Raw genomic sequence first — 22785 nt, 5'->3', positions numbered from 1 at the left:
ACCAATATTGACCGACAGGGGTCTAGTGTATAAACTGGCTGAATATCTCCAATGAAACACCTTATACTTCTGCTCGTCACCTTTGCCACGTTATCCTGTTCGCAGTCTGACAGTGGGCTATTACCGAATGGGCTGGTAGGTACATGGCAGTTGATCAGCTACTGCAAACCAACGAGTAGTTCAACCTGTACACCAATAACTGTACCTGCTGACAAAGGCGTATTCATCAGTTTTGATAATAGGGGGCAGTTCAACGAATCTTACCAGAATACAAAGCCGATTGAATACAGTTTTCTGGGATGTGGCGGTGGCAGTTTCACCATCGAAGGAGATAGCTTACGAATCAGGGCTGTTTGTATGTCGTCTATCAATGGGCAGTTAATAAGGATGGTATCTGTAACCAATAGTCAGTTAATTCTCAACCCATCTGGTACAAGCGAGTATGTTTTTAGTAAACGGTAGGTACTTGTCCACTGTCCATCAATGAGCCGGGCAAGTATATGAAATTAGTACGATTTTTAGACAGACAAGTATAAGACAAGAGGTATAAATTATAATAAAAATAAGAATATAGCTAGTTAACCTACTGATAATTATAATATTACTAATTTTGTACTATAACTTTACACTGAAAACCAAACAGTGAACCTCTATGGCAGTTGCCAAACAATTCCTCAAAAGCAAGCCTCTTGCGAAAGTTACATTTGAGTTGTCGGCCGAAGCCGTCAACGGTGCTAAAACGGTCGCTCTGGCCGGTGAATTCAATGGCTGGGATGCCCAGGCCCTGAAGAAACAGAAAGATGGTTCTTACAAAACGACGGTAGAACTGCCCGTTGGTGGCGAATATCAATTCCGTTACGTTTTGGATGGTACAACATGGACAAATGATTCGACCGCTGACAAATACGTTCCTAGCGGTGTTTCATACGACGAGAACTCGGTAGTTGTTCTTTAACAAAGACATTTGATTACAAAAAAGGGGAATCCGGCTAAACAGTCAGATTCCCCTTTTTTCATAGTACCGACCGTCCCGCTCGGGCGAATTGCTTACTCAAAACGCCCGAGCGGGACGCTCGCCGGGCCAACGCTCGGTATTACACCGTAAAGCTATCCGATTCTACGTAGGCTTTGACCAGGGCGACTTCGCCTTCTTTCCCTTTCTGCGACTTGCCGTGTTCCATGCCGAAGATAAACTCCTTACCCTCGGCTTTTTGCTTTTGGTAGATGTGCTTGAAGATATTCTTGTAATTGATCTCACCCGTTGTTGGCTCGTTACGGCCGGGGTTATCACCAATCTGGAAGTACCCGATTTCGCTCCAGCACCAGTTAATATGAGGGATAACGTGCCCCTCGTTCTTCTGCATGTGGTAAATATCGAACAGAATTTTACAGGCTGGACTATTCACCGCCCGGCAGATTTCGTAGGTCTGGTCCGACGTGCGCAGGAACAGGTTCGGCGAATCGCTGAGGGGTTCGAGCACCATGGTTAGTCCGGCAGGCGCCAGAATGTCGGCACCCCGACGTAGCGCGTCGATTACGTGTCCCGTCTGAATACCAATGGGCAGATTCCGCTCGAAATCGCCCGGCACCACCGTTGTGAATTTCGTGTTGCAGCGCTTGGCGGTTTCAACGGCTTTGCGACATCCGTTCAGGAAAATATCAACAAACTCCTGTTTGCCAGCGGCTAATGTGTTCTGCGAGTTGCCGCCTTTGTCGAGGACGAATACACCCATTGTCATGCCCAAACGGGCCATCTCCTCCCCTATCTTGCTTTGCAGAGCGGGCTCCCGGCCCATCATGCCGTTGTCTTCCAAGGCCGTAAAGCCCAGGTCGGCCATGAATTTAAGCTGGTCGATAGGGTCTTTACCCGCACTGTTTTCAAACATGCCAAAGTGCGGGGCATATTTCAGTTTGAAATTGTTCTTGGCCAGAAACGAAGGCTGCGAATGCCAGTTACCGGCTACAGATTCGCTGGCGGTTACGGCGGCACCAGTCAGGCCCAGGCCAGCCGCACCTAAGCCAGCCACACCAAAAGTTGATTTTACAAAGTTGCGTCGTTGCATAAGGAGGGTATCTGAACCGGGATTTTTATGATTTCTCTGACTGACTATGATTTTTGCTTTCCAGAAAAGCCATTAATTTAATCATAGTCGGTCAAAAAAATCAGGTAAATCCCGGTTCTACTTCTTTTTTAAACTGGCTAAATATTCTACTAAATCCACTAAATCTTTGGTACTCATGGCTTCCTGTAAACCGGATGGCATCATAGAGTTTTCCATCTGCTTCATCGAAACGACGTCGGCCATTTTGTAATTCTGGACCACGCCCCCCGGAAACTTCATTTGCAGGTCGGTTTCGGTTTTGCTGGACACGATGCCGGCCATGGAGCTACCGTCTTTAAACTTCACTTCCCAGCCTTCATAGCCGAAACTGATACCGGCATCGGGGTGCAGAATGGCCAAATACTGACCTTCTTTGGGCAATTTGGCACCAATCTCCGACAGCTTAGGCCCGAAGTCCATGCCCTCTCCGTTGACCTGGTGACAGATGTTACAGTTGTTCTTGAACACCGATACACCTCGGGCGGCATCGCCGTTCATAGCTATCAACTCCTGAATATTAGGCAGTTTTTTCCCTTCGGCGCTTTGTCCACCGTCAAGAAAGCTGGCGGCTTGCTGCCGGATGCTTTTACGCCAGTCGTTGCTTACGCCCTGAACAGCCGCCTTTTTGAAGTCGCCTTTGATATCGCCGGATTTAAGCAGCGCCACCACCAGATCGGCCCCTTCCGAGCTACCGCCCAGCGAACGAGTTGCTTCCCGACGTAAAGTTGCCGGTTTCTTTTCATCGAGCGCCACGGTCTTCAGCATGTCGATGGATTCTTTATTTCCTACCCGACGTAAGGCTACCAGCATATTAGCGGCAGCATCGGCGTCATTTCCGTTAATCACCTCCCAGGCCATTGAAGCGCCTTTTTGCTTCAATAATTGCCGGGCCGCATCACGCCCCATACCGTCACTCGCCTTTTGAACGGCTAACTGCTTCAGCCGGGCGTTTTCGGAAGTGGGTTCGTAACGACTGACCAGATCAATGTATTCGGGAGTGCCATATACATCGTTCATTACTTTGGTGAGTGCCGTTGTTGCTACAGGAGAGTTTTTAACAAAATCCGGATCAAGGTGACGCAGAGCCAGCTTGGTTACGTCGGTCGAGTTACTGTTTGCCTGTAAGATGCCGAGCAAGGCATTTGACTTTTCAAGCGCAGCGGGGTTGAAATCAAACGCCCGGAAGTAGCGCAGCCGCTGGCTCACATTCACCGACTGATCACCCGCCAGTTTGGCCAGCATTGGTATCGACTCCTTGGTGCGGGCTCGCCACACAATGTCACGTCCACCGGCGTTGGCGAGGGGGTCGTTGTTCATTTGCTTCACCCAGGCGGTGTAATACGTATCCCAACTGCCATCGGCACCAATACCGAGGGCTTCTAAGTACCAACGGTCTTTGCCATCGTACTGACTCGCCAATTGCGCCCACAAAGCAGGTGCTTCGGGCGATTGCGGCCCGGTAGACAGGTTCTTCCGCAACGCAATGGCGCACTCCCGCCGAACTTGTGGTTCGGGGTCGTTCACCAATTGCTTGATGTACGGCGTGATATCGCCTTTCAGCTCACGAGCGGCCCGAAGTGCCGTAATCCGCATGTCGGAATTATCGCTTTTCAGGGCCGTTTCGATGTATTTCTGACCTTTGTCCAGCTTGCTTAACAACCACAACGCGCGAGCCTGCATCCGTGGGTTAGCTGACGTTTTGTAGAGTTTCGCCAGTGCCTTTTCCGCCTTCTTATCCATGGTTCGCAGCGACTGCCAGCCCGCATACCGAATCGACATGTTTGGGCTTTGAAGTGCTTCAATAGCGCCGTCGACGGTTGTTACGTCAACTTTTGGCATTTTATAGGGCGAATTTGGCGGAGCCACCCGGTACACGCGTCCCCGATTCTGGTCACCGGCCTGGTGTCCACCCACGCCGGGATCGTACCAGTCGGCAATAATGAGTGAGCCATCGGGAGCCACGCAAACATCGGCGGGCCGGAACCACTGATCGCGGGCACCTTCCAGCACGTTCACGATTTCAGCTTTGTAACCCGCGCCATCTTTCTGAACCGGATACGACCGTACCACATTCGGACCGGCATCGCAGTGAATCATCTGGTTCCGGAACACTTCTGGGAGCAGATTTCCCTCATATACGATCATACCCGTTGGCGAACCGGCTCCCGTCTGAAGCAGGTTAGGCATAGCACCGGGGTCGTTGAGGTGCCAGTGACGCCGTGGAATTTCGGGTTCGATGTTTTCCCGATTCGCCTGCCAGCCTGCGCCGGTCAGCTCGTCGGTATAGCCGTAGTTGCCATACTCCATGACGTAGTTGATACGAACGCCTTTGTTGCCGTCGTCGTCGTTATCCGACTGCCAAAGCGTACCGTACGAATCGACCGCCACTTCGTAGTTATTGCGGAAGTTCTGACCGAGGAGTTCTACATTCTTTCCGTCGGGGTCGCAACGGAAAACCATGCCTTGTTTGAAGTTCTGCTTATTAATCGCTTTGCCCGTAGCAATGTCGATGACCGGTTTGCCGTCCTTATCGAGAAGTTGCTCGCCCGCGTTACCGAAGTTGAAGTACCATTTTCCATCAGGGCCGAATACGAAGGTGTGCATGCCGTGGTCGTGCTGTTCGCCACCGATGCCGGTAAAGAGAAGCTCTTTTTTGTCGGCTTTATCGTCGCCGTTTTCATCGGTTAGCACCCACACGTTCGGGCTGTCGGACACGATGACTTTGTTGCCCTGCACCCAGATACCGAGGGGTGATTCAATGCTAGGGTCCTGATAAAACACCTTTGTTACATCAGCTTTACCATCGCCATTGGTATCTTCCAGGATGACGATACGGTCGCCTTCCTTACGGGTCGGATTTCCGTTGATCGCCGGCCGGTAGTTGTACGCTTCGCAAACCCAGACCCGCCCGCGTGCATCGACATCAATGTCGGTTGGGTTAGTCAGCATAGGCTCGGCGGCAAACAGAGTTGCTTCGAGGCCCGCTGCTACGTTTAAGCTACCAACCGCGTATTTGGGGTCGTGCTTGTCATCATCGCTTAACTGGGCGAACAGGCTCGTCAGGTACGGATTTGACGCCCCGTTAAGGTTCTTGTTCTGATAAGCCCCAATAAAGGCTCCACCAACCACTAATCCGGCGGCCGACAGAGCAATTACCCGGCGCGTAAATGCCGAGCGTTTCGCTAATACTGATCGATTCATATAGATGATCTACTTAAGCTGTAAGTAGCTGTTTGATTTAGAGAGCTGAGTACTGCTCCTTAAAGTGAGATTTACAGCTATTTATACCCATTAAGTTAGGTAAAGTCTGCCGGTATAACTCACTTATTTTGTTTGGATTGAAACAGTATGATGAAAATACCTGCCTGCCAATTCTGATTCTTAAAGTCGACTTTTACGGGTCCTCCCAGATTGAACGTATAATACTGGTTCAGGCCTTTAAAATAGCTTACCTCCACGCCTATTGCTTTATAACGATAGGACAGCCGACTGCTTATACCCAGCTCAATTGCTGTGGGCGACACGGTAAGAGTACCTGATCCAGTTGGTATCGAATTGACGCGTAAATTGGCTTCAGGACCAACAAAAATCCCTAGTCCAGTTACGGGTGTAATACCAACCAGTGGCGTCACGCCAACATAATTATAGGGTAGTGAATACATATAGTTGCCGAGCTGGTCGTTTTGGGTTGACCCTTTTTCCTGATAAGTAAGGTCTACCCGATAGGCGAATGATTTTCCTACAGTATGTTGATAGAAAGCTCCTCCATAAAACCCGCTTTTATCAGCTACGCCAACTACATTTGTTCCATAATTCATCGCATCTGGTGAATAAATCAGGTTGCTGGCAGAGTGTACATAACCCGTTCTAATAGCAAAGAAGCTACGTTTCGTTGGTTCCTGACCGAAAACTTCACAGCTTAGAAACAGACTCACGATAACTATTCGGAAGTAGATTTTTGTCATAGTGTTATAGGTTAAAAACAAAAACCATTGAATAAGTGTAATTTCATATAAGTTTACTTTGCTATTTTACTAACAAAGTAAACTTATTCAACTACCTCCAGAGTTTTGCAATAGCCCCCAGTTTGTCTGAACTAATTATCAATGTACAGCAAAAACTAGCCCCCGCCGTGACCAGTTTCTGTCACAACGGGGGCTACTACTTAGCTTAAGAACTCATTAAATAACCTTCCGCTTCATCTCTTTAACGGCGAAGTCGGCCGCGCGGGCGGTGAGGGCCATGTACGTTAGCGAGGGGTTCACGCAGGAGGCCGAGGTCATACAGGCACCGTCCGTTACGAAAACGTTCTTGACGGCGTGCATCTGGTTATTGCCGTTTAGTACCGATGTTTTGGGATCGCTACCCATACGGGCGGTACCCATTTCGTGAATCGCCATGCCCAGATACGAGCCCCGGTCATAGGATTTGACATTTTTAACGCCCGATGCCTCCAGCATTTCTTTGGCATCGTTCATCATGTCGATCCGCATTTTCTTTTCGTTTTCCTTAAGTTCGGCATCGAACACCACCAGCGGCATACCCCATTTGTCTTTCTCGTTTTTATCGAGATACATCCGGTTTTCGTGGTAAGGAAGCGTCTCACCGAAACCGGCCAAGCCCATTGTCCAGGGACCGGGTTTGGTCAGCTCTTCCTTATAATCGGCCCCGAAGCTTAATTCCGCCACGTTGCGCTGCCAGCCCTGACGGCTGCCACCACCCTGATAACCGAAGCCTCGCACATAATCGCGCTTGTCGGCACCAATGTTACGGTAGCGGGGTACGTAAATACCATTGGCCCGCCGACCAATGTAGTATTTGTCCAGATCGCCTTCCCAATCGCCCGATGCACCGATGCGGAAGTGGTGATCCATGAGGTTATGACCCAATTGCTCCGAGTCGTTACCCAGACCATTTGGGAAGCGGTTCGATTTTGAGTTCAGCAACACCGTTGTTGAGCCCAGCGTACTGCCACACACGAAGATGATGCTGGCGTAATATTCTTTAGGCTGTAAGGTCACGGCATCGACGATGCGGACGCCCGTTGCCCGCTTTTTGTTCTCGTCGTACATCACTTCGGTCACGACCGAATCGGGACGCAGGGTTAACCGGCCCGTTTTGGCGGCTGGTGGCAACGTACACGACTGCGTACTGAAGTAAGCACCGTACGGGCAACCCAGCGAACATTTGTTCCGGTACTGGCACGAGGCCCGGCCAACGCCCATCTGCGCCTGAGCGGCTTTCGACAGGTTAGCTACCCGTCCGATGGTCATGGTTCGGCCGGGGAAGTTCTTCTCGATCCGCTTGCGAACTTCCTTCTCCACGCAATACATTTCCATGGGTGGCAGAAACTCACTGTCGGGCAGTTGGGGCAGGTTTAGTTTTTCCCCTGAAATACCGGCAAACTTCTCGACGTAGGAATACCAGGGCGCTACGTCTTTATACCGAATAGGCCAGTCGACGGCAATACCTTCCCGCTCATTGGCACCAAAATCAATATCACTCAGCCGGTACGACTGCCGACCCCACATAATGGATTTACCACCAACAATATTTGGCCGGTACCAGTCGAACCGCTTTACTTCTTTGTAGTTCGAGTCGGTATCCTTCATCCAGTAATTCTGGGTCATCTCGTTGTACGGGTAATCGCGCGCCAGCTTCGGGTGCGACTCCTTCTGCTCTTCCGTCAGCCGACCATTGTACTGGGTCTGCCAGGGATCTTTCATGGCGTACTCGTAGTCCGTTACGTGATCGAGTTTATGCCCTTTTTCGAGCATTAGTACCCGGAGGCCCTTTTCGGTCAATTCTTTAGCGGCCCAGCCACCCGATATGCCCGACCCAATGACAATGGCATCGTAAGTCTGGTCTTTAATGGAATCTATATTGAGATACATGTTTTTTTGAGGAGTTAGGAGCGAGGAGCGAGGAGTGAGGAGGGCTGACCGCACCGCAGCCTCAGCCGGTCGGCGGACCGGCATGCCGTTTGATGGCGCGATCACCCTGTTCACTGCTTACTACTTACTCATTTGTTAAGAGTCAGTACTAGGAGTGAGTACTAGGAGTGAGGAGGGCTGAGGCATGATGAATGCCGCCGGATGGCTCCTCACTACTCGCTCCTACATACTATTTACAATGCCCACGCTTTCTGGCCGGGTTTCATGGGCATACACCCGTTAAACTGGCCCGGAACGGGTAGATATTCTAGGGCTTTGGTGGCACCAATTTCGGAGGTAAAGTACCCGGTAGTGGTTAGCTCTTTCATACGCAGGAAGAAGGGTTTGTCGGCAGTCATGGTTTGTTTGACCATCTCAATTTTCTGGGCTCCTTCCAGTGCGGCAAAGCCTTTGCCAAATTTAGTTTTACTGTCGGCATCCAGCTTGGCCAAACCTGCGTAAAATTTTTCCTGATCGGCTTTGGGGTAGCAATCACGCATAACCCGAACAATGAATTTTTCAGCACCGGCCGCTTTGGCTCCTGGTGTGCTGGTAGTTGGGATGATCACATCGGCTACCTCGGCCAGCAAGGCTTCCTGATCGGGCGAGACGGCTAGGCTTGGACCCGTATTGGTCACGCGCCCCATAGCACCCGCCAGCGTGGGAGCCGATAGCATAACCCCCATCATTAAGGCTGCCTGTTGTAGGGCTTCTCTACGTTGCATATATGAGATGAGTATTGTTAGTATAGTAAGGTTTGATAAACAAAGTTTTCTCCAATACTAAGGAATTAATGCCAAAAAGCCTGATTGTGAACTCATAATAAACCAGATAAATGTTTGATTCTTTCTATTTTTCGATGAAGCATCTACACAGGATGGCATTAAAAAACAAGAACAAACTACCCAGGTATTTTTTGATTCGTCAACTAAAGGCAACCTTACCGTCGACTACGTTTCCTGATCGGTATTGAGCTTGTGGTGATCGACTTTCACATCTCCTACTGGCCCATCTATGTACTGGTTATCCTGATTGTTCTGCTGTCGCCCTATCTGGCTATTCTGATTCCGTTTACGCTGGCCCGTTGCTGTCTCGAACTCGACTCGAAAGCGCCCATTATGTTGACCTAGGGCCGCTTTCGGAAAAGAATATTAGTCGGTCTCTCTCCGCACAACGGCCGGTGGCGACGCGCCAGGTTGCGCCAGTGTTTCCTTGATAAATCCTTCTTTTAAATGCTCATAGAACGAAACCGGGTCGATCAGCGATGCGGCTCCCTGCGCCATAAGGCCACCAAGGAGCAACTGGAAAATGGCCGAATGCCGGTCGGTCATTTCCAGCACAAGAATAGCCGCCGTGAATGGCGACCGAACGACGCCCGTCAGGAAGCTGACCATGCTGACCAGAATAACCAGATTTGTATCGCTCGGGGTTACGCGGGCTAACCGGGAGAGGGCATCACCAAGAATAGCCCCCGCACTGAGCGAAGTCGCAAAAACGCCCCCGGCGGCTCCACTGCTGTAGCTGAGTGCCATACCCGCAAATCGGACCGGGAAGAGATACCAAGGGGTCAGGTGATCATTTTGAAACAGCAACCGATTGATGATGGGTTTACCCGTTCCAACGGCATCGGTACCGATTACATACGCCAGAGTTGCCATGATCAGCCCACAACCGGCTACCCAGGCGGCCTGCTGGGACAATGTGGTGAACCGACGTCGATAGGCATTCACCCACAACAGGGTTTTGGCGAATACGGCACCCGCCAGTCCGCAGAACATAGCCACCAGCACCACGATGCCCAGAAACCAGCCGGTGGAGGCCGTGACTTTGGGGAAACCAAGGTAGAGATAAGGCCCCTGAATGGCCTGCGCCGTCATACCGGCAATGATAACGGCCGTAAACACTGCGGTCCGAAAGCGGGTGATATGCGTCTGCGTAAGTTCTTCGACCACAAAAACGATTCCGCCAAGGGGTGTATTGAATGCAGCCGCCAGCCCGGCAGCTCCACCCGTAACGAGGGCAATCTGGCGAGACAATTGAGGCCAGCCCGCCGGTTGTAATCGATTAATAGCCCGAAAAATAGCCGCCGAAATCTGAATCGTTGGCCCTTCCCGACCAATGACCCCACCGCCCGCCAGCAAGACCAGACTGCTCACAATTTTTACCGCTACCACCCGCAAATTCAACAGGTAGCCAATACGTCCGTGCGATGTAGGATTGGAGAGTTCGATACCGGCCATTACCTGCGGAATACCGCTTCCCCTTGCCGCCGGAGCCAGTTTTCGTACCAGCAGCCAGGCCAGAATAAAACCCAAAGGCGTCAGCACAAACACCAGCAGTGGATTTGCCTCAATCCAGGTGAAACTAATATCTTCCGCTAATACGAACAGTTCTTCATAACCGACTGCCACAAGGCCGGTAAGCAGCGAAGCGACCCAGAACGGCAAACTTTGCAGAATAACCCGGCGAATGCGCTCGGTATATAGCCGCCGAATAATGTGTTGATCGAGCCAGGCCAGCACCTGCGCATATCGGGAAGGTCTATCGGCCATTCGGTAGTAGATAAATCTTTAATGCCTACTAAACGACCGAACTATCTATCTGGTTGAGGATAAAGTAAACTCTAAGCAAATTTTAAGATTTGCACCTTACCTGTTCATCAACTCCAGCTTGGCAAAGAAATCCGTAAACATCAATTGAATATCCAACCGGTTATACACCCGGATCAGCCGACCGGCATGGTTGTATTCGTACGTCCCTTGTGGCGTAATGCGCGGAGACAGTCTAAGCGCATACTCGCTGGAAGATGGGTCGGCCTCGAAGGAGGATTGCAAGGCCGTGAGCAACACCAGCGGACTATCGCCAAGCACATACGTTTCCCCAATGTTGAGTCCATACTGCTTCATCCGGGCCATTAGCTGCTCAAGAACATCAACCAGATACTTCCCCACTTTACCGTGTGGTTTCACCTTTACTAAAAGCTGCGAATAGGGCAGCAGGGCCTGCCGGTAAGCATTTCTGGGTATTTGCCAGATCGGCAGGGTTGTTCGGTTAAACACAACCCGCGCTGCGGCAATGTCTATATTAAGGTTATACTCCGGCGTAGAATAATTTGGTGGCGGAAGTGCCAGATCGGTGTATTCCGGGCCGCCGATCCAGACCAGCGTCAGTTTATTGGCGATTTGCGGATTGGTCAGCAATGCCGAAGCCACTTCGGTAAGCCCGGCCCCGCAGAGAACATACAAAGGCAATTTTGTATCGGTGCGTAAGGCTTCCCGGATGATAAACGCCACCGCTTCGCTTTTTACGGGTGTACTGTCGTTTGGCATAGCGGTGTTCGACCCCGCCATGATGGGAAAGGCGGTCTTCAAGCCCATCATCTGGACAAGCTCCCTTGCCTTTTGGGCGGCATTATCGGCCTGGGTAGTCGAATTATCGAACCCGTCTCCTACGCGTAGATGCGAACCGATTATAGCCCTCACCTCAACCGAAGGCGACAGCAACAAATGAGCCAACTGGAACAGGCCGTCCGGGTCGCCACTAAAGTCGTTATCGACAATTACCCGCATTCGGGGCATAATACTGGTTTGACCAGAGGCATTTTGGCCAATCGCTCTTACAGAAACTGCCATCAGGAGCAGCAGAAACATAAAGTATCCTTTCTTTAACATGGCAGGAAAAGCCAGTTATAGCTCCGTTTTTACTTTGACTTATCCTCCGCTTTTGGCTGTAATGTTCCCCGCGCAATGGGTTCGGGTTTGGATTTTGGCGTTGTGTACCGAAGCAGGGTTGCCGTTGCATGTACGTCTTTCGGCGACTTTGTGATTAACAACTGATACGAACGGGTGCCAATTACCAGGTTCGAGTAGCTCATATTACCCGATTCCTGAAGCAGACTCCAGTTGGCTCTTGGTTCTTTGGCCAGCAGAGAATCGTCCTGCGTCGTTAATGCACCATAGGTGGTGTCGGCCACGAACCTTTTGCTGGTAATTCCCTCGATGGCCGCGACAATGGATGACGGAACAGCCGGTGCTGTTTTTGTTTGCGCTATAACCGACAAGCTCATCAGACATAGCGATGCTAATGCTACCAATTGCTTTTTCATAACGTTGACTGCCTAAATGTACCTACGGGTTTTAACCCGTGCTATACCTAATCGAAACCCTCAAACCTGTTCTTACTTTCCTGTTAACGCTTCTACTCCGAAATTGCTTTTTTGTTGCACGGTATCTTATCAACCGAACATTCCCTGCAACTATTCATATTCCATAAGTAAATGATGCCACAGCTGATTCGTTTTATCAGTATCCCCTTTCAGGAACTGGCTCCATTTGTACAGCCTGTTGTCTGGCAACAGTTACCCGTCTGGCGCTGGGCTGCGGTAGTTGTGCTGGGCACCCACTTGACGGGCTTATTGAACGAAGTGAAGTTCACCTCCACCTGGAATAGCTACCTGCCGCTAGTGCTGTTGGAGAATACGAGCCTGTGGTGCCGGGCTTGTAGTACCGACCGTCCCGGTCGGGTGTATATAAAAAATAGTCATAATCGCCCGACCGGAACGGTCGGTACTACAAGCCCGGCACTACTAAATCCTGATACCAGAAGCCCGTATCCCAACGACTATCGGCCTGATCGGAATGGCAGTCGGTGCCGCCAGAGGGCGCATACGTTCGGCGGACGATGTCGCCTTTTGTGAAGGAAATGGGGCTTGAAAAGATAGGCCCGTCGTACACGAACGAGTGGTACTCGCCATTTTCGCCACAAGGGTCGACGTTTTTGGGGAGGTCTCTTAATAAATCCAGATCCAGCTCACGCCCGACGAACTCCGCACCAAGTTGCTTGTCATTGACGCAGACAAGCACCGCCCGGAAGCCCAAATCCACAAACTCATGGATCAGTTCGGTGGTGTTACGTTGCCAGAGAGGAAACGCGCCGATGATGTTTACCCGCTTCAATTGCTCCTCCCGGTACTGACGCAGGTCTTCGAGAAAAATATCCCCAAAAATAGAATGGGTACTACCCTGTTGCGTCAATGCCTGAAGCGTCGTTTGCATCCGGTCGTCATACTCCTCCATCGACACATCGCCGGGGAGCTTTAATAAGGTTAACGGAATACCGAGCCGCTCGGCCTGGGCAGTCAGCAGCTCCGTACGAACGCCGTGCATACTCACCCGGCCAAACTGTTCGTTGACGCTGGTTAGTAATGTTTGTATATCCCACCGCTCGGAACGGAGGCTATGATACAGAGCGAGGGCCGAATCTTTGCCCCCGCTCCAGTTCATGATGGCTCGCTGGCGACTCACCGGAAATAAAACCCGAAAGGGGCAATTTCAGCTCTAACCGAGTCGACCAATGCGCCACTTTCTTCATAGCGAAGTACGTATCCCGCTTGTGCGTAGGACGGAATGACACTGCCATAAATTCGTTTGGTTTGCGGGTCGATCCCTAACGCACTAAACGAGCGCGCTACAATCTGGCTACCCGGAGCCGCAGTAGCCTCAATGGGCAGGCGGTAGGTTTTACCACTCAATGTGTAATAAAAGGCCCTTTTGTCAGCGCTGATTACTACCGAACTCGGCGCGGCTGCAAACGTTATTCGTTTAGCAACGATCCGGCTTGCCGGGTCAATCTGTACCAGATCATTACCTGCCTGTATCCACAGTTTACCAGTTGCATCGACCGCAATGGGTTCGGGAGTTGAACCGAAGTCGATCCGTTGTTTCTCCGTGTCTGTGTTCAAATCAATGATCAAGAGTGTTTTGCTACCGGTGTAGCTGCCACTGCCTACAAACACTTCAGTTCCGGCAACGACCATCTTTTCAACACCCTTCACGGCGGGTATTTTCTTGATCACCGCGTTGGTATTTAAATCGACAACGGCAATGTAGCCAGGATCTTTGTAAAACGTGCCTGCACTGAAATCGCCGGAAACGTCCCAGCAACTGATATACGCCTTGTTCGGACCTGCCGAAATAACCTGACGTGGGTTTTCGATATCTGGAGTTTTCAGCGTAGCCCGCGATTTAAAGGTTGCAGACTCCACAATCTCAACCTTATCCTGACCGGCGGTACTGTTATCGACCAGAATCAGGCCTTTGCCGTTTACATCAGTATACCCCTGTAAGCTACCGCTAATCGACATCGACGGGTTTGCGGTTTGAAAGATACTGGTAGCCACGGAAGTGCCGGTACGTGACAGAAACGAAATTGTCCCGTTATTCTGGGAGAAGTTACCCTGATTCAATATAAGTACGCCCGACTCGTAGGGCGTTGGCTCTGGGTCAGTGGTTTTACAGTTCCAGAGGGTCAGGGCCAGTAAGCCCATCAGGATTCCTTTCGTTGGTTGGTAATTCATTGGGTATTAGATGGTAAATTGATAAGAACATTGAGTGCCCAGTTGCGCCCCGGCAAAGCATTCCGCTTCACACTGAACGTCAGCGCGTCGAATACGTTATTGATCTGTCCCTGAAGCCGAACTGGCACCGGGCCTAGTTTGGTAGTCGTTTCCAGTAACACATTGGTTAGCGTAGACCCCTTGAAAAACTGGCTGTTGTCGAAGGTGATATACCGGCGGGAGTTGGCTTGCGTTTGCACCGTCAGCCGGGTTTTGCCCCGTTGAAGATAAGCGTTGATGGTTTCGGTATGAAGCGGCACATAGACCAGTTGCTTGCCGATCACATCCTGCGAGTAGGCGTCATACGCCCGCTCCTGCGACGACCGCGTCAGCGCATAACCCGCCCGAACCCCCGCCCGCCAGCTGTCACGCGCGTAAGCGAGGTTTAAGGTCAACTCGCCCCCACGCGCCACCACCAGTTGCAGGTTTTCGACGTGGTAATTGGTCGTTGGATTCCAGTACGTCCAGTTATCTACCCGATTTCGGTAGGCTGTCAGGTCCGATGTTAGCGTAAGGTGTTCGTTCAGGACAACGGTCGAGGCAAGTCCGGCTTCCAGATTGAATCCGTCTTCGGGCAATAAATTTGGGTCGCCCAGCTCAATCCAGTAGCGTTCATTCAAGGTCGGGACGCGGTAACTACGGCTAACGGCCCCTTTGGCGGTCAGCGCGAACCGGTTGCCCTGTGCCAGTTTGTATTCAGCACCGAGGGATGGCGTGACGGGCGGATTGAAGCGCGTAACAAACGCCTGCCGTATATTGGCCGACAGCAGCCAGCGACTGGTTTGTAAGCGGAGTAAAGCATACAAATCGCCCCGATCTTCCTGAATCAATTGATCGCCGTACCCATCCGTCCGGGTGCGGTAGTGCGACCACTCGCCCCCAACGCGCAGGTTCAGCGACAGATTCTCTTTGTGAGGAATTAAGGAAAACTCCCGCTCAACGCGGCTAATGAACCGATCCGTTTCGGTATGGTCGGGCGATACGAAGTCTCCTTTTCCGTAGTCCAGCACATCGTGAATCCAGCCCAGCCGCAGGGTAAGGAGGTTGGTTTCGTAGGTGGTCAGAAACCGTGCCGACTGCGTCCGGGTGCGTTCCCGCGCAATAGGGTCCTGTGGTGCCAGTACCAGATCGTTGTCCGTAATCCAGGCATTGACGGACAATTGCCGACCGCTTTTGTGCATGAAGTACAAATCCTGAACAAGGCCTCGCTGCGCCGTTGTAGATCGTTCAAGAAAATAGTTTCGGCGCTCGGTATACGGATAGGCATTGTTAAACTGGTTTCGGTAAGCAAATGTCTTGCCCGATAACGTCCAGGACGGCCCCAGCCCGGTGCTGTAACGAACGCCCACCTGCGTATTATTATTCTGAAAGCTGGCCAGTTGCTGCCCAATCGTTACCTGAACGCCGGACTTCCAAACGGGGCTACTGCCCAGCAGAATACTGCCCCCCACGGCATCGGAGCCAACCACGCTGGCCGACGAGCCGTACTGAACCGCCAGCCGGTCGAAACCCGCGATGGGCAGGGTAGAAAAATCTGTCAGACCCAGATTCGGCTGGTTGATGTTGATGCCATTCCAGAGCACCGCCGTATGACTGGCCGATGTACCCCGAAAGGCCACCGTAGCCAATTGTCCCGGCCCGTAATTCTTGAATGCTATCGGCGTATTCAACGCCAGCAGATCGGTCAGCGAACCGAACCGGAATTGAAGCAGCGTGGCCGAGTCAATACGCTGGAGCTTCTGCCCTGCCAGAAACCGTTCGGGTGCGATGGCCCGCACTGTCACCGCCGATAATGACACGACCGACGAATCCATTTGCCCATATCCGTTATACGCCATAAACGGACCGACAAACGGCATCAGCAGCCACCAATAAAGGGCTTTCTTTCCCACTATCTTCCTGAACAAAATGTGCATATAAACGCCAGCGCACCAAAGTGACCGACAGCACGCGGTTGGGGCGTTTCCTCCGAACGCCAGAACAACGGATGGTCTTCGGCAGGTCTCCTGGCTCGTCTTGTCGGTTCGGACCTTCCCATGCTGATAGTCAGCGCAGTGGTCATGTAGATTGAACCGATTTTAGGTAAGACTTACAGTTGCGGGGACAGCGCTGGTATTGCACCAACTTCCCTTTTAAGCCTTGAAAGCTGCTACGAAACAGCATCAGGCACCGATAACTCGACAGCAAAGGTAGGGTTATTTACACAAAGCGGCACTGGGAACACGAAGAAATCTATTCATTGTGTTCCCAGTGCCGCTTTTTATTAGTAGCGCTACTTATTTAAAACCCTTCGGCTTTAATTTCTTTTTCGGTGATGGTTCCGTATTTCTTCACCTTGTCGCGAATGGTTTCCGCTTTGCCGATCAGGACGAACTGAAGCTTGTCTTTAGGGAAGTACTGATCAATAATCTGCCGGGTTCTGGCCACTGTAAGCCCGTCGACGTTCTTCTGAAAGTTGTTGATGAACGACTCATCGAAGCCCAGACTGAACATATCCGTCAACAGGTTAGCCAGTTCAGCGGCCGATTCGTACCTCGGCGGGAAGTCGGCTTTAACGTAGTTTTTAGCCGACGAAAGCGTTTTTTCATCGATGCCCGTCCGGTGCAGACTGTCGAGTACCTGTATCGCCATGTCGATCGCCTGCGTGGTCGTGCTGACCTTCGTAAATGTCGAGATAGCGAAGGTACCACTCTTGCGGAATGTGCCAAACCGGCTACTGGCCCCGTACGTCAGGCCGGAATTTACGCGCAGAGCATCGTTCAGCCAGGACGTAAACCGCCCGCCCAAAATGGTGTTGACAACGGTAACAGGTATGAAATCGGGGTTATTCTGGGTGATGCCTTTTCCGCCAATCAAGAACGTTGTTTCACGAGCATCATCCTTATTGACGAGCAACACGCGACTTTTGTCGAACGAAACGACCGGGTCCGTTAGCGCGGGCGATGTGGCGGGAGCTGTTTTCCAGGTACCAAACAGGTCGGTGATGCGTTTCTTCATGGCCGCTGTGTTGAAGTCGCCCACGATGGCAATGGCCGCCCGGTCGGTCGTGAAGTTCTTCTGATAAAACTGCCGGACATCGTTCGCCGAGATAGCCGATACCGAGTTAGGCGTCCCGGTCAGTGGGTTCGCATAGGGGTGGCCCTCAAATACAAACTTATTGAAGTACGATCCCACAACGCCCCGTGGGCTTTCTTTCTGCTGGGTCAACTGGAGTAACTGGCGTTGTTTGTACTTATCAAATTCACCCTGATCGAAGGTTGGCTTCGTAAGTACGTCCTGAATAATGTCGAAGAGCAGATCCTGATCTTTTACGGCAAACGAGGCACTTAGTTTAGCCACTTCTTTCCCGGCATAGGTATCCACACTGGCTCCTACGTATTCGATTTTCTCTTCCAGTTGTGCCTTAGTGTACTTTGAACTGCCAAACAGCAGCGCATCGGCCGTCATGCTGGCCAACCCGTACCGATTCCCATCCTGCACCGCCCCCGCATCGAACACGGCCGAGACATTGATGAGCGGTACCTCATGCTGTTCCATCAAATAGACCGTCAGCCCATTCTTTAACTTTACTTTTTGATAGGGTGGCACTTTAAACGTCTGCGCCCATGACGCTCCCGTTATGATCAAGGTAATGAATAAGGTAAGTATATATTTCATTGAGGGATGTCAGTTAATTTTTGAATCGACATACGGGTCGCGTTAGCGACGAAATGTTTGTAGTTATTTCGATTAGGGATGTACTTAGTCGCTTAGCGACGAAACCTATTATTTTACTTGTCAATGGCATCATTCGATCGCTACGCGACCAGGAACCAAGAAGGACAAGCGGGTTTCTACAAACATCTAGTCGCTATGCGACCGAAAATTGAGTTGTTTAATTGTTCTTGACCGGGTTAGCTTTGGGTTCCGGCAGGAGATAACCAACGGTCCGATTTCGGTTGGTCAGATATGTTTTAGCTACCCGCTGAACGTCTTCTTTGGTCACCTTTTCGTAGAGAGCCGGGGCCTCGTAGAGTTTTTTATAATCACCGAAAAACAGTTCGTAGGTACCCAGCGAATTAGCTTTCCCGTTGATTGACTCCATTGTTCGGTAAAACTCCATCAGTTTCTGATTCTTCAGCTTTTGCAGTTCCGCATCCGTAATGCCCTCGTTGATTACTTTGTCAATCTGATGCAGCACGGACTGTTCCAGTTTTTCGGCCGAAATACCACTGGCGGCAATGGCGTAGATTGAGAATAGACTCGGGTCGAATGATTCGCCAAAGCTGGTAAAGGCCCGCGATGCGATGGTTGAGTCGAGCACCAGCGATTTCACCAGTCGTGATGAGTTTCCCGAGCTTAACACACCACTTAGCAGATCGAGGGCGTAGTAATCCGGATGACTTGTGGCTGGGGTATGGTAAGCCATCAGAATATTCGGTGTGGCCACGTCCTTGTAGGTCGTCACACGTCGTTCGCCGTTCTGGGGTGGCTCAACGGTTCGCAGACTATCGGGGAGTTTCTGGGCCGGAATAGGCTCGATGTATTGCTCCGCCAGCTTCTTCACCTGCGCGGCCGTTACATCACCCACCACAACGGCTACGGCGTTGTTTGATGAGTAATACGTTTTAAAATACCGTTCCAGATCGGCCTGCGTCCATTTCTTAATGTCCGACTCGAAACCAATCACCGGAAACATATACGGATGTTCGACAAAGGCCGTTGCCTGTACCAGTTCGCTGATAACCCGGTAGTTGCTGTTTTCCAGCCCCGTACTCCGCTCCGACAAAACGACGCCCCGCTCACTGTCGACCATCTTGGGGTCAATGGCCAAATCACGAATCCGGTCGGCTTCGAGATCGAAGATTGTTTCAAGGGCACCGCTTTGAAACCAGTCGGTATACACCGTCGTATTTTGCGTGGTGTAGGCATTGTTCGATCCGCCATTGGCTTCCATCACGCGGTCGAACTGTTTAGGGCCGTACTTTTTGGCACCGTTGAACATCATGTGTTCAAAAAAGTGCGATAGGCCCGTTATACCATGTACTTCGTTACGGGAGCCAACTTTCCAGAACGTGTAAAAATTGGCGTTGGGAATGGAGTGATCTTCGAGAACCATGAATTTCATGCCGTTCTTCAGCGTGAACGTTTGTACATCCTCGGCTTTAGGCTTATTCTGCGCCAGCACAACGCCTGTAACGAGCGTCAGTACGGCCAGAAGCCTCATTCGTTTGTCCATGGGAGCAGTTTTAGTTTGGTGAAAAGCTAAAATTAATGACCTTTAGCTCATGAACCAATCACTCTGGTCGCTTAACGGCCAACGTGCCCTCGTAACGGGCGGAACTAAAGGAATTGGCGAAGCCATCGTGCGGCAATTCCTCGACCTCGGCGCTTCTGTTTTCATTGTAGCGCGGGACAATACGCTTCTCCAGCAACAACTAACCGATTACCGGCAACAGGGCCATACTGTGGATGGACTGGCCGTCGACATGAGCCAACCCGGCACATCGGCTCAGGTAATAGAAGCCGTAACGACAAATTGGGGGAGTCTGGACATTCTGGTCAATAATGCGGGCACCAACATTCGAAAACCCACCGCCGAGTACAGCCCGGCGGAGTATGACCATGTGCTAAATACGAACCTGCGATCGGCCTATGAACTTACCCAGGCGGCTTATGCCCTCTTAAAAGAATCGTCTTCGGGTGGGAAAGTTGTCATGATTTCGTCGGTATCGGGGTTGGCGCATACCAGCAGCGGCTCGCTATACGGCATGACCAAAGCGGCCATGATCCAGCTTACCCGGAACCTGGCGGTCGAATGGGCTGCGGATGGCATTCGGGTCAATTCGGTCGCGCCCTGGTACATCAATACCCCTTTGGCAACTCCCGTACTGACCAATCCTGAGAAATTAGCGGGTATTCTGAAACGAACGCCCATGAATCGCGTCGGCGAACCGGTAGAAGTGGCGTCGGTGGTGTCGTTCCTCTGTATGCCCGCATCAAGCTACGTGACGGGGCAAACGATCTCGGCGGATGGTGGTCTGATGGCCTGGGCGTATTAAACTCCGGCTACCATTGCTTTCATTTTCGCCATGGCCGTTTTGGTAACGGTCAGGGCGTCCTGCGCATAATACTCTTTGTTGAAAACCTCCAGGGAGAGAACAATAGGCTGGTCGGTTCGCTTGATGAGTTTTAGCGTCTCGCGAATCGGTGCCACGCCATCGCCTGGAAAAACGCGGTCAGCATCAACGATCTTCTCACGGGTGAAGTTGGCCGTATAGTCATTCACGTGAAATACCTCAATGGCCGATTTCCCCACCAGCGGGAGCATTGTATTCCCTGAACCGCCTTTGTACAGATGATAAATGTCCAGCAGTACCCGTGCCGATGGGTGGCCACTTTCAATGGCAACAAACATCACCTCGCCCAGTCGGCTCAGGTTAGGAGAAAAACCCCATAGTTCCAGTTGCGGCACCACACCGGTTTTGTCGCCTATTTCGAGAATAGCCCGGTAGCGTTCGGCCGCTTTATATAGATCGACTTTGGGGCTCCCCGGCGATTGTGCGCCAATGGGCGGAGTCGCGACGCGCTTGCAACCGACTTCGGCCAGCATTTCCATCTCGCTCTTCAGTTGAGCAAGTCCTTTGGCGCGGGCCGTTTCATCGTCGATGATCCAGGGAGCAAAGCCAATGGCATTTTCAACCTTTATTCCGTTATCACTCAGAATCCGGCGAGCCTCTGCCGTTGTTCCGCCGTTTTTCAGGTAAGTCTGTAACGTCTCAATCCATATTTCAACCGACCGGAACCCAGCTTTCGAAGCGGCTTCTAGTTCTTTCACAAAGCCAAGCTTTTGCCCCCGAATGGTACTCATGTTCAGGCAAATCGTGAACGGAGACTGAGCGGCTGGCACAGGCATGGCTTGCAGCGAATTGGTCGATAGTGATGCGCCTACAGAGGCAGTCAGAGCCGCGAGCGTTTGACGGCGAGTTACAGATTGAGACATGAAGAGCTAAGAATTCAGGCGTTTTTGGAATACCTATAATAAATGAAGAAATAGGGCAAACCTACTGTACAGTACTATCGGTAAGATTTTAAATAGGGGAGCCTATTCAGGTTATCTTAACGATGAAGGGTTTCCAACAATATCAACCTTGGCCCTATATCACAGAGTTTCGTCGATACGCGACTTGAGAACGTAGTTGAACTATAATAGGCTATAAACATTAGGTCGCTAACGCGACTAAAGCGTTAACCGCTAACTAAACCCAATTACCTACTCATCCCCCCACTTAGTCGCGTTAGCGACTTGATAGTTGTAGCACCAAGATGAATCAACCCTATTTATAGTCGCATAGCGACCGAACGGATGTATCCCCGTCTAAGAAACATGCCAAACACCTACACTCAAATTTATTTACACACCGTATTTGCGGTCAAGCACCGTTATGGCCTCATACTACAACCTTGGAAGGAAGATTTGTACAGATATATGACTGGCATCGTGCAAAATCAGGGGCATAAATTACTAGCCATCAATGGAATGTCAGATCATGTTCACGTTTTCATAGGCATCAATCCTAAACAATCCATTTCTGATATGATGCAAGACCTCAAAGGCAGTTCATCGAAGTGGATTAACGAAAAGGGTATTGTCAAAGGATATTTTGAGTGGCAATCTGGATATGGTGCCTTTTCGTATGGCCACTCACAGATTGATGGGGTCATACAGTATATTCTAAGTCAGGAAGAGCATCATCGAAAGCGCACTTTTGCAGAAGAGTATACAGCATTCTTACAAAAGTTTGACGTGCCCTATGATGATCGCTATCTCTTTAAGCCATTGGAATAGTGGCTGATACTTGTATTTCGTCGCTACGCGACTTAAGAAACTGGTTACTATCTTGAGCTACAAACATCAGGTCGCTATGCGACAGAAACGTTACCCTTTTGCCCGGATTAAACTAACTCAAAAGTACCCCAGGATGTCGCGTTAGCGACGAAATGTCTGTAGCCTAACCGTATCCCATTAAGGCTCCAAGTCGCGTAGCGACGCAACAATCGTTTTCCCAGCCTACGCTACCTAGTATCTGCTCAGAATTGACGCGCTTTTATGTAAAGCCCTACTATAACCAGGATCATCAGCTCTTTATGCTCAAACACGACTTATCCGTTAAACTAATTGGTAATGACTATAACAGCGACGTCGTAGCTATAGACTGTATGATCTGCCTTCAAAAAACTTTCTTTAAAATAAATTTTCTATTTCTCCTAACTATTTCATACTTTTGCACTCCCAAACTCGGAACATCGAGTCTAACGACATACGAGGATGAAGGTCCGCAAGGAAACCACATCTGACTTTTTCGGCAAGCGAACG

At 50.8% G+C, this 22785-nt stretch carries 19 protein-coding genes and 1 riboswitch; of the genes, 5 read left to right on the top strand and 14 right to left on the bottom strand.

Annotated elements, in window-relative coordinates; translation table 11 throughout:
• Nucleotides 1–51: 51 nt before the first annotated feature.
• Together CRO74_RS24490 and CRO74_RS24485 are read left to right on the top strand one after the other, a co-directional pair.
• The gene (locus CRO74_RS24490; RefSeq protein WP_097129795.1) at nt 52–462 is read left to right on the top strand and encodes a lipocalin-like domain-containing protein; all 411 of its coding nucleotides are present in this window, start codon (nt 52–54) and stop codon (nt 460–462) included.
• 190 nt (nt 463–652) lie between these two features.
• On the top strand, nt 653–955 hold the full coding sequence (locus CRO74_RS24485; RefSeq protein WP_097129793.1) for an isoamylase early set domain-containing protein: 303 nt from the start codon (nt 653–655) through the stop codon (nt 953–955).
• 139 nt (nt 956–1094) lie between these two features.
• On the opposite strand, the gene CRO74_RS24480 is transcribed toward CRO74_RS24485, so the two are convergent.
• The 5 genes from CRO74_RS24480 to CRO74_RS24460 form a co-directional block, all read right to left on the bottom strand.
• The gene (locus tag CRO74_RS24480; RefSeq protein WP_097129792.1) at nt 1095–2063 is read right to left on the bottom strand and encodes a hydroxypyruvate isomerase family protein; all 969 of its coding nucleotides are present in this window, start codon (nt 2061–2063) and stop codon (nt 1095–1097) included.
• A gap of 117 nt (nt 2064–2180) precedes the next feature.
• The gene (locus CRO74_RS24475; protein WP_097129790.1) at nt 2181–5303 is read right to left on the bottom strand and encodes a PVC-type heme-binding CxxCH protein; all 3123 of its coding nucleotides are present in this window, start codon (nt 5301–5303) and stop codon (nt 2181–2183) included.
• Between the two features lie 119 nt (nt 5304–5422).
• Nucleotides 5423–6067, bottom strand: coding sequence for an outer membrane beta-barrel protein (locus CRO74_RS24470; protein ID WP_097129788.1), 645 nt, complete (start codon nt 6065–6067; stop codon nt 5423–5425).
• A 216-nt stretch (nt 6068–6283) separates the two neighbouring features.
• Complete coding sequence (locus tag CRO74_RS24465; protein ID WP_097129786.1) at nt 6284–7996, bottom strand: GMC oxidoreductase; 1713 nt, start codon at nt 7994–7996, stop codon at nt 6284–6286.
• Nucleotides 7997–8229: 233 nt separating this feature from the next.
• Complete coding sequence (locus CRO74_RS24460; protein ID WP_097129783.1) at nt 8230–8760, bottom strand: gluconate 2-dehydrogenase subunit 3 family protein; 531 nt, start codon at nt 8758–8760, stop codon at nt 8230–8232.
• A gap of 252 nt (nt 8761–9012) precedes the next feature.
• Here CRO74_RS24460 and CRO74_RS24455 point away from each other — a divergent pair, with 252 nt between their 5' ends.
• Nucleotides 9013–9165, top strand: a complete 153-nt coding sequence (locus tag CRO74_RS24455; protein ID WP_179830293.1) for a hypothetical protein — start codon at nt 9013–9015, stop codon at nt 9163–9165.
• A gap of 21 nt (nt 9166–9186) precedes the next feature.
• On the opposite strand, the gene CRO74_RS24450 is transcribed toward CRO74_RS24455, so the two are convergent.
• From CRO74_RS24450 to CRO74_RS24415, 8 genes are all read right to left on the bottom strand, one after another.
• Complete coding sequence (locus tag CRO74_RS24450) at nt 9187–10587, bottom strand: chloride channel protein (RefSeq protein WP_097129781.1); 1401 nt, start codon at nt 10585–10587, stop codon at nt 9187–9189.
• 96 nt (nt 10588–10683) lie between these two features.
• Entirely contained in the window at nt 10684–11706 is a 1023-nt protein-coding gene (locus tag CRO74_RS24445; protein ID WP_097129779.1) for a nucleoside hydrolase, read from the bottom strand.
• 29 nt (nt 11707–11735) lie between these two features.
• Complete coding sequence (locus tag CRO74_RS24440; RefSeq protein ID WP_097129777.1) at nt 11736–12140, bottom strand: hypothetical protein; 405 nt, start codon at nt 12138–12140, stop codon at nt 11736–11738.
• A gap of 463 nt (nt 12141–12603) precedes the next feature.
• A complete protein-coding gene (locus tag CRO74_RS24435; RefSeq protein ID WP_097129776.1) occupies nt 12604–13338 on the bottom strand; it encodes a Dph6-related ATP pyrophosphatase in 735 nt (244 codons plus the stop codon).
• Nucleotides 13335–14390, bottom strand: coding sequence for a YncE family protein (locus tag CRO74_RS24430; protein ID WP_097129774.1), 1056 nt, complete (start codon nt 14388–14390; stop codon nt 13335–13337). Before CRO74_RS24430 ends, CRO74_RS24435 begins: the two co-directional genes overlap by 4 nt.
• Nucleotides 14387–16345, bottom strand: coding sequence for a TonB-dependent receptor plug domain-containing protein (locus CRO74_RS24425; RefSeq protein ID WP_179830292.1), 1959 nt, complete (start codon nt 16343–16345; stop codon nt 14387–14389). Before CRO74_RS24425 ends, CRO74_RS24430 begins: the two co-directional genes overlap by 4 nt.
• A gap of 63 nt (nt 16346–16408) precedes the next feature.
• Nucleotides 16409–16618: riboswitch (cobalamin riboswitch) on the bottom strand.
• 91 nt (nt 16619–16709) lie between these two features.
• A complete protein-coding gene (locus tag CRO74_RS24420; protein WP_097129772.1) occupies nt 16710–18086 on the bottom strand; it encodes a M16 family metallopeptidase in 1377 nt (458 codons plus the stop codon).
• Between the two features lie 217 nt (nt 18087–18303).
• Nucleotides 18304–19647 carry a M16 family metallopeptidase gene (locus CRO74_RS24415; RefSeq protein ID WP_097129770.1) on the bottom strand — a complete coding sequence of 448 codons (1344 nt, stop codon included), beginning with the start codon at nt 19645–19647 and terminating at the stop codon, nt 18304–18306.
• A gap of 49 nt (nt 19648–19696) precedes the next feature.
• Here CRO74_RS24415 and CRO74_RS24410 point away from each other — a divergent pair, with 49 nt between their 5' ends.
• Complete coding sequence (locus CRO74_RS24410) at nt 19697–20470, top strand: SDR family oxidoreductase (RefSeq protein ID WP_097129769.1); 774 nt, start codon at nt 19697–19699, stop codon at nt 20468–20470.
• On the opposite strand, the gene CRO74_RS24405 is transcribed toward CRO74_RS24410, so the two are convergent.
• Nucleotides 20467–21411 carry a sugar phosphate isomerase/epimerase family protein gene (locus CRO74_RS24405; RefSeq protein ID WP_097129767.1) on the bottom strand — a complete coding sequence of 315 codons (945 nt, stop codon included), beginning with the start codon at nt 21409–21411 and terminating at the stop codon, nt 20467–20469. The genes CRO74_RS24410 and CRO74_RS24405 overlap by 4 nt on opposite strands.
• 384 nt (nt 21412–21795) lie before the next feature.
• Between CRO74_RS24405 and tnpA the strand changes: the two genes are divergently transcribed.
• On the top strand, nt 21796–22257 hold the full coding sequence (gene tnpA, locus CRO74_RS24400; RefSeq protein ID WP_097129978.1) for an IS200/IS605 family transposase: 462 nt from the start codon (nt 21796–21798) through the stop codon (nt 22255–22257).
• Nucleotides 22258–22785 lie beyond the last annotated feature (528 nt).

The organism is Spirosoma fluviale (assembly GCF_900230225.1).
Lineage (GTDB): Bacteria > Bacteroidota > Bacteroidia > Cytophagales > Spirosomataceae > Spirosoma > Spirosoma fluviale.
This window is presented reverse-complemented; position numbering and strand designations above follow the sequence as displayed.

Bases quoted from the DNA above. Each gene is read 5' to 3' on its own strand.
- CRO74_RS24490 (WP_097129795.1), top strand. From the start codon at position 52: ATGAAACACCTTATACTTCTGCTCGTCACCTTTGCCACGTTATCCTGT.
- CRO74_RS24485 (WP_097129793.1), top strand. From the start codon at position 653: ATGGCAGTTGCCAAACAATTCCTCAAAAGCAAGCCTCTTGCGAAAGTT.
- CRO74_RS24480 (WP_097129792.1), bottom strand. From the start codon at position 2,063: ATGCAACGACGCAACTTTGTAAAATCAACTTTTGGTGTGGCTGGCTTA.
- CRO74_RS24475 (WP_097129790.1), bottom strand. From the start codon at position 5,303: ATGAATCGATCAGTATTAGCGAAACGCTCGGCATTTACGCGCCGGGTA.
- CRO74_RS24470 (WP_097129788.1), bottom strand. From the start codon at position 6,067: ATGACAAAAATCTACTTCCGAATAGTTATCGTGAGTCTGTTTCTAAGC.
- CRO74_RS24465 (WP_097129786.1), bottom strand. From the start codon at position 7,996: ATGTATCTCAATATAGATTCCATTAAAGACCAGACTTACGATGCCATT.
- CRO74_RS24460 (WP_097129783.1), bottom strand. From the start codon at position 8,760: ATGCAACGTAGAGAAGCCCTACAACAGGCAGCCTTAATGATGGGGGTT.
- CRO74_RS24450 (WP_097129781.1), bottom strand. From the start codon at position 10,587: ATGGCCGATAGACCTTCCCGATATGCGCAGGTGCTGGCCTGGCTCGAT.
- CRO74_RS24445 (WP_097129779.1), bottom strand. From the start codon at position 11,706: ATGTTAAAGAAAGGATACTTTATGTTTCTGCTGCTCCTGATGGCAGTT.
- CRO74_RS24440 (WP_097129777.1), bottom strand. From the start codon at position 12,140: ATGAAAAAGCAATTGGTAGCATTAGCATCGCTATGTCTGATGAGCTTG.
- CRO74_RS24430 (WP_097129774.1), bottom strand. From the start codon at position 14,390: ATGAATTACCAACCAACGAAAGGAATCCTGATGGGCTTACTGGCCCTG.
- CRO74_RS24425 (WP_179830292.1), bottom strand. From the start codon at position 16,345: ATGCACATTTTGTTCAGGAAGATAGTGGGAAAGAAAGCCCTTTATTGG.
- CRO74_RS24420 (WP_097129772.1), bottom strand. From the start codon at position 18,086: ATGAAATATATACTTACCTTATTCATTACCTTGATCATAACGGGAGCG.
- CRO74_RS24415 (WP_097129770.1), bottom strand. From the start codon at position 19,647: ATGGACAAACGAATGAGGCTTCTGGCCGTACTGACGCTCGTTACAGGC.
- CRO74_RS24410 (WP_097129769.1), top strand. From the start codon at position 19,697: ATGAACCAATCACTCTGGTCGCTTAACGGCCAACGTGCCCTCGTAACG.
- CRO74_RS24405 (WP_097129767.1), bottom strand. From the start codon at position 21,411: ATGTCTCAATCTGTAACTCGCCGTCAAACGCTCGCGGCTCTGACTGCC.
- tnpA (WP_097129978.1), top strand. From the start codon at position 21,796: ATGCCAAACACCTACACTCAAATTTATTTACACACCGTATTTGCGGTC.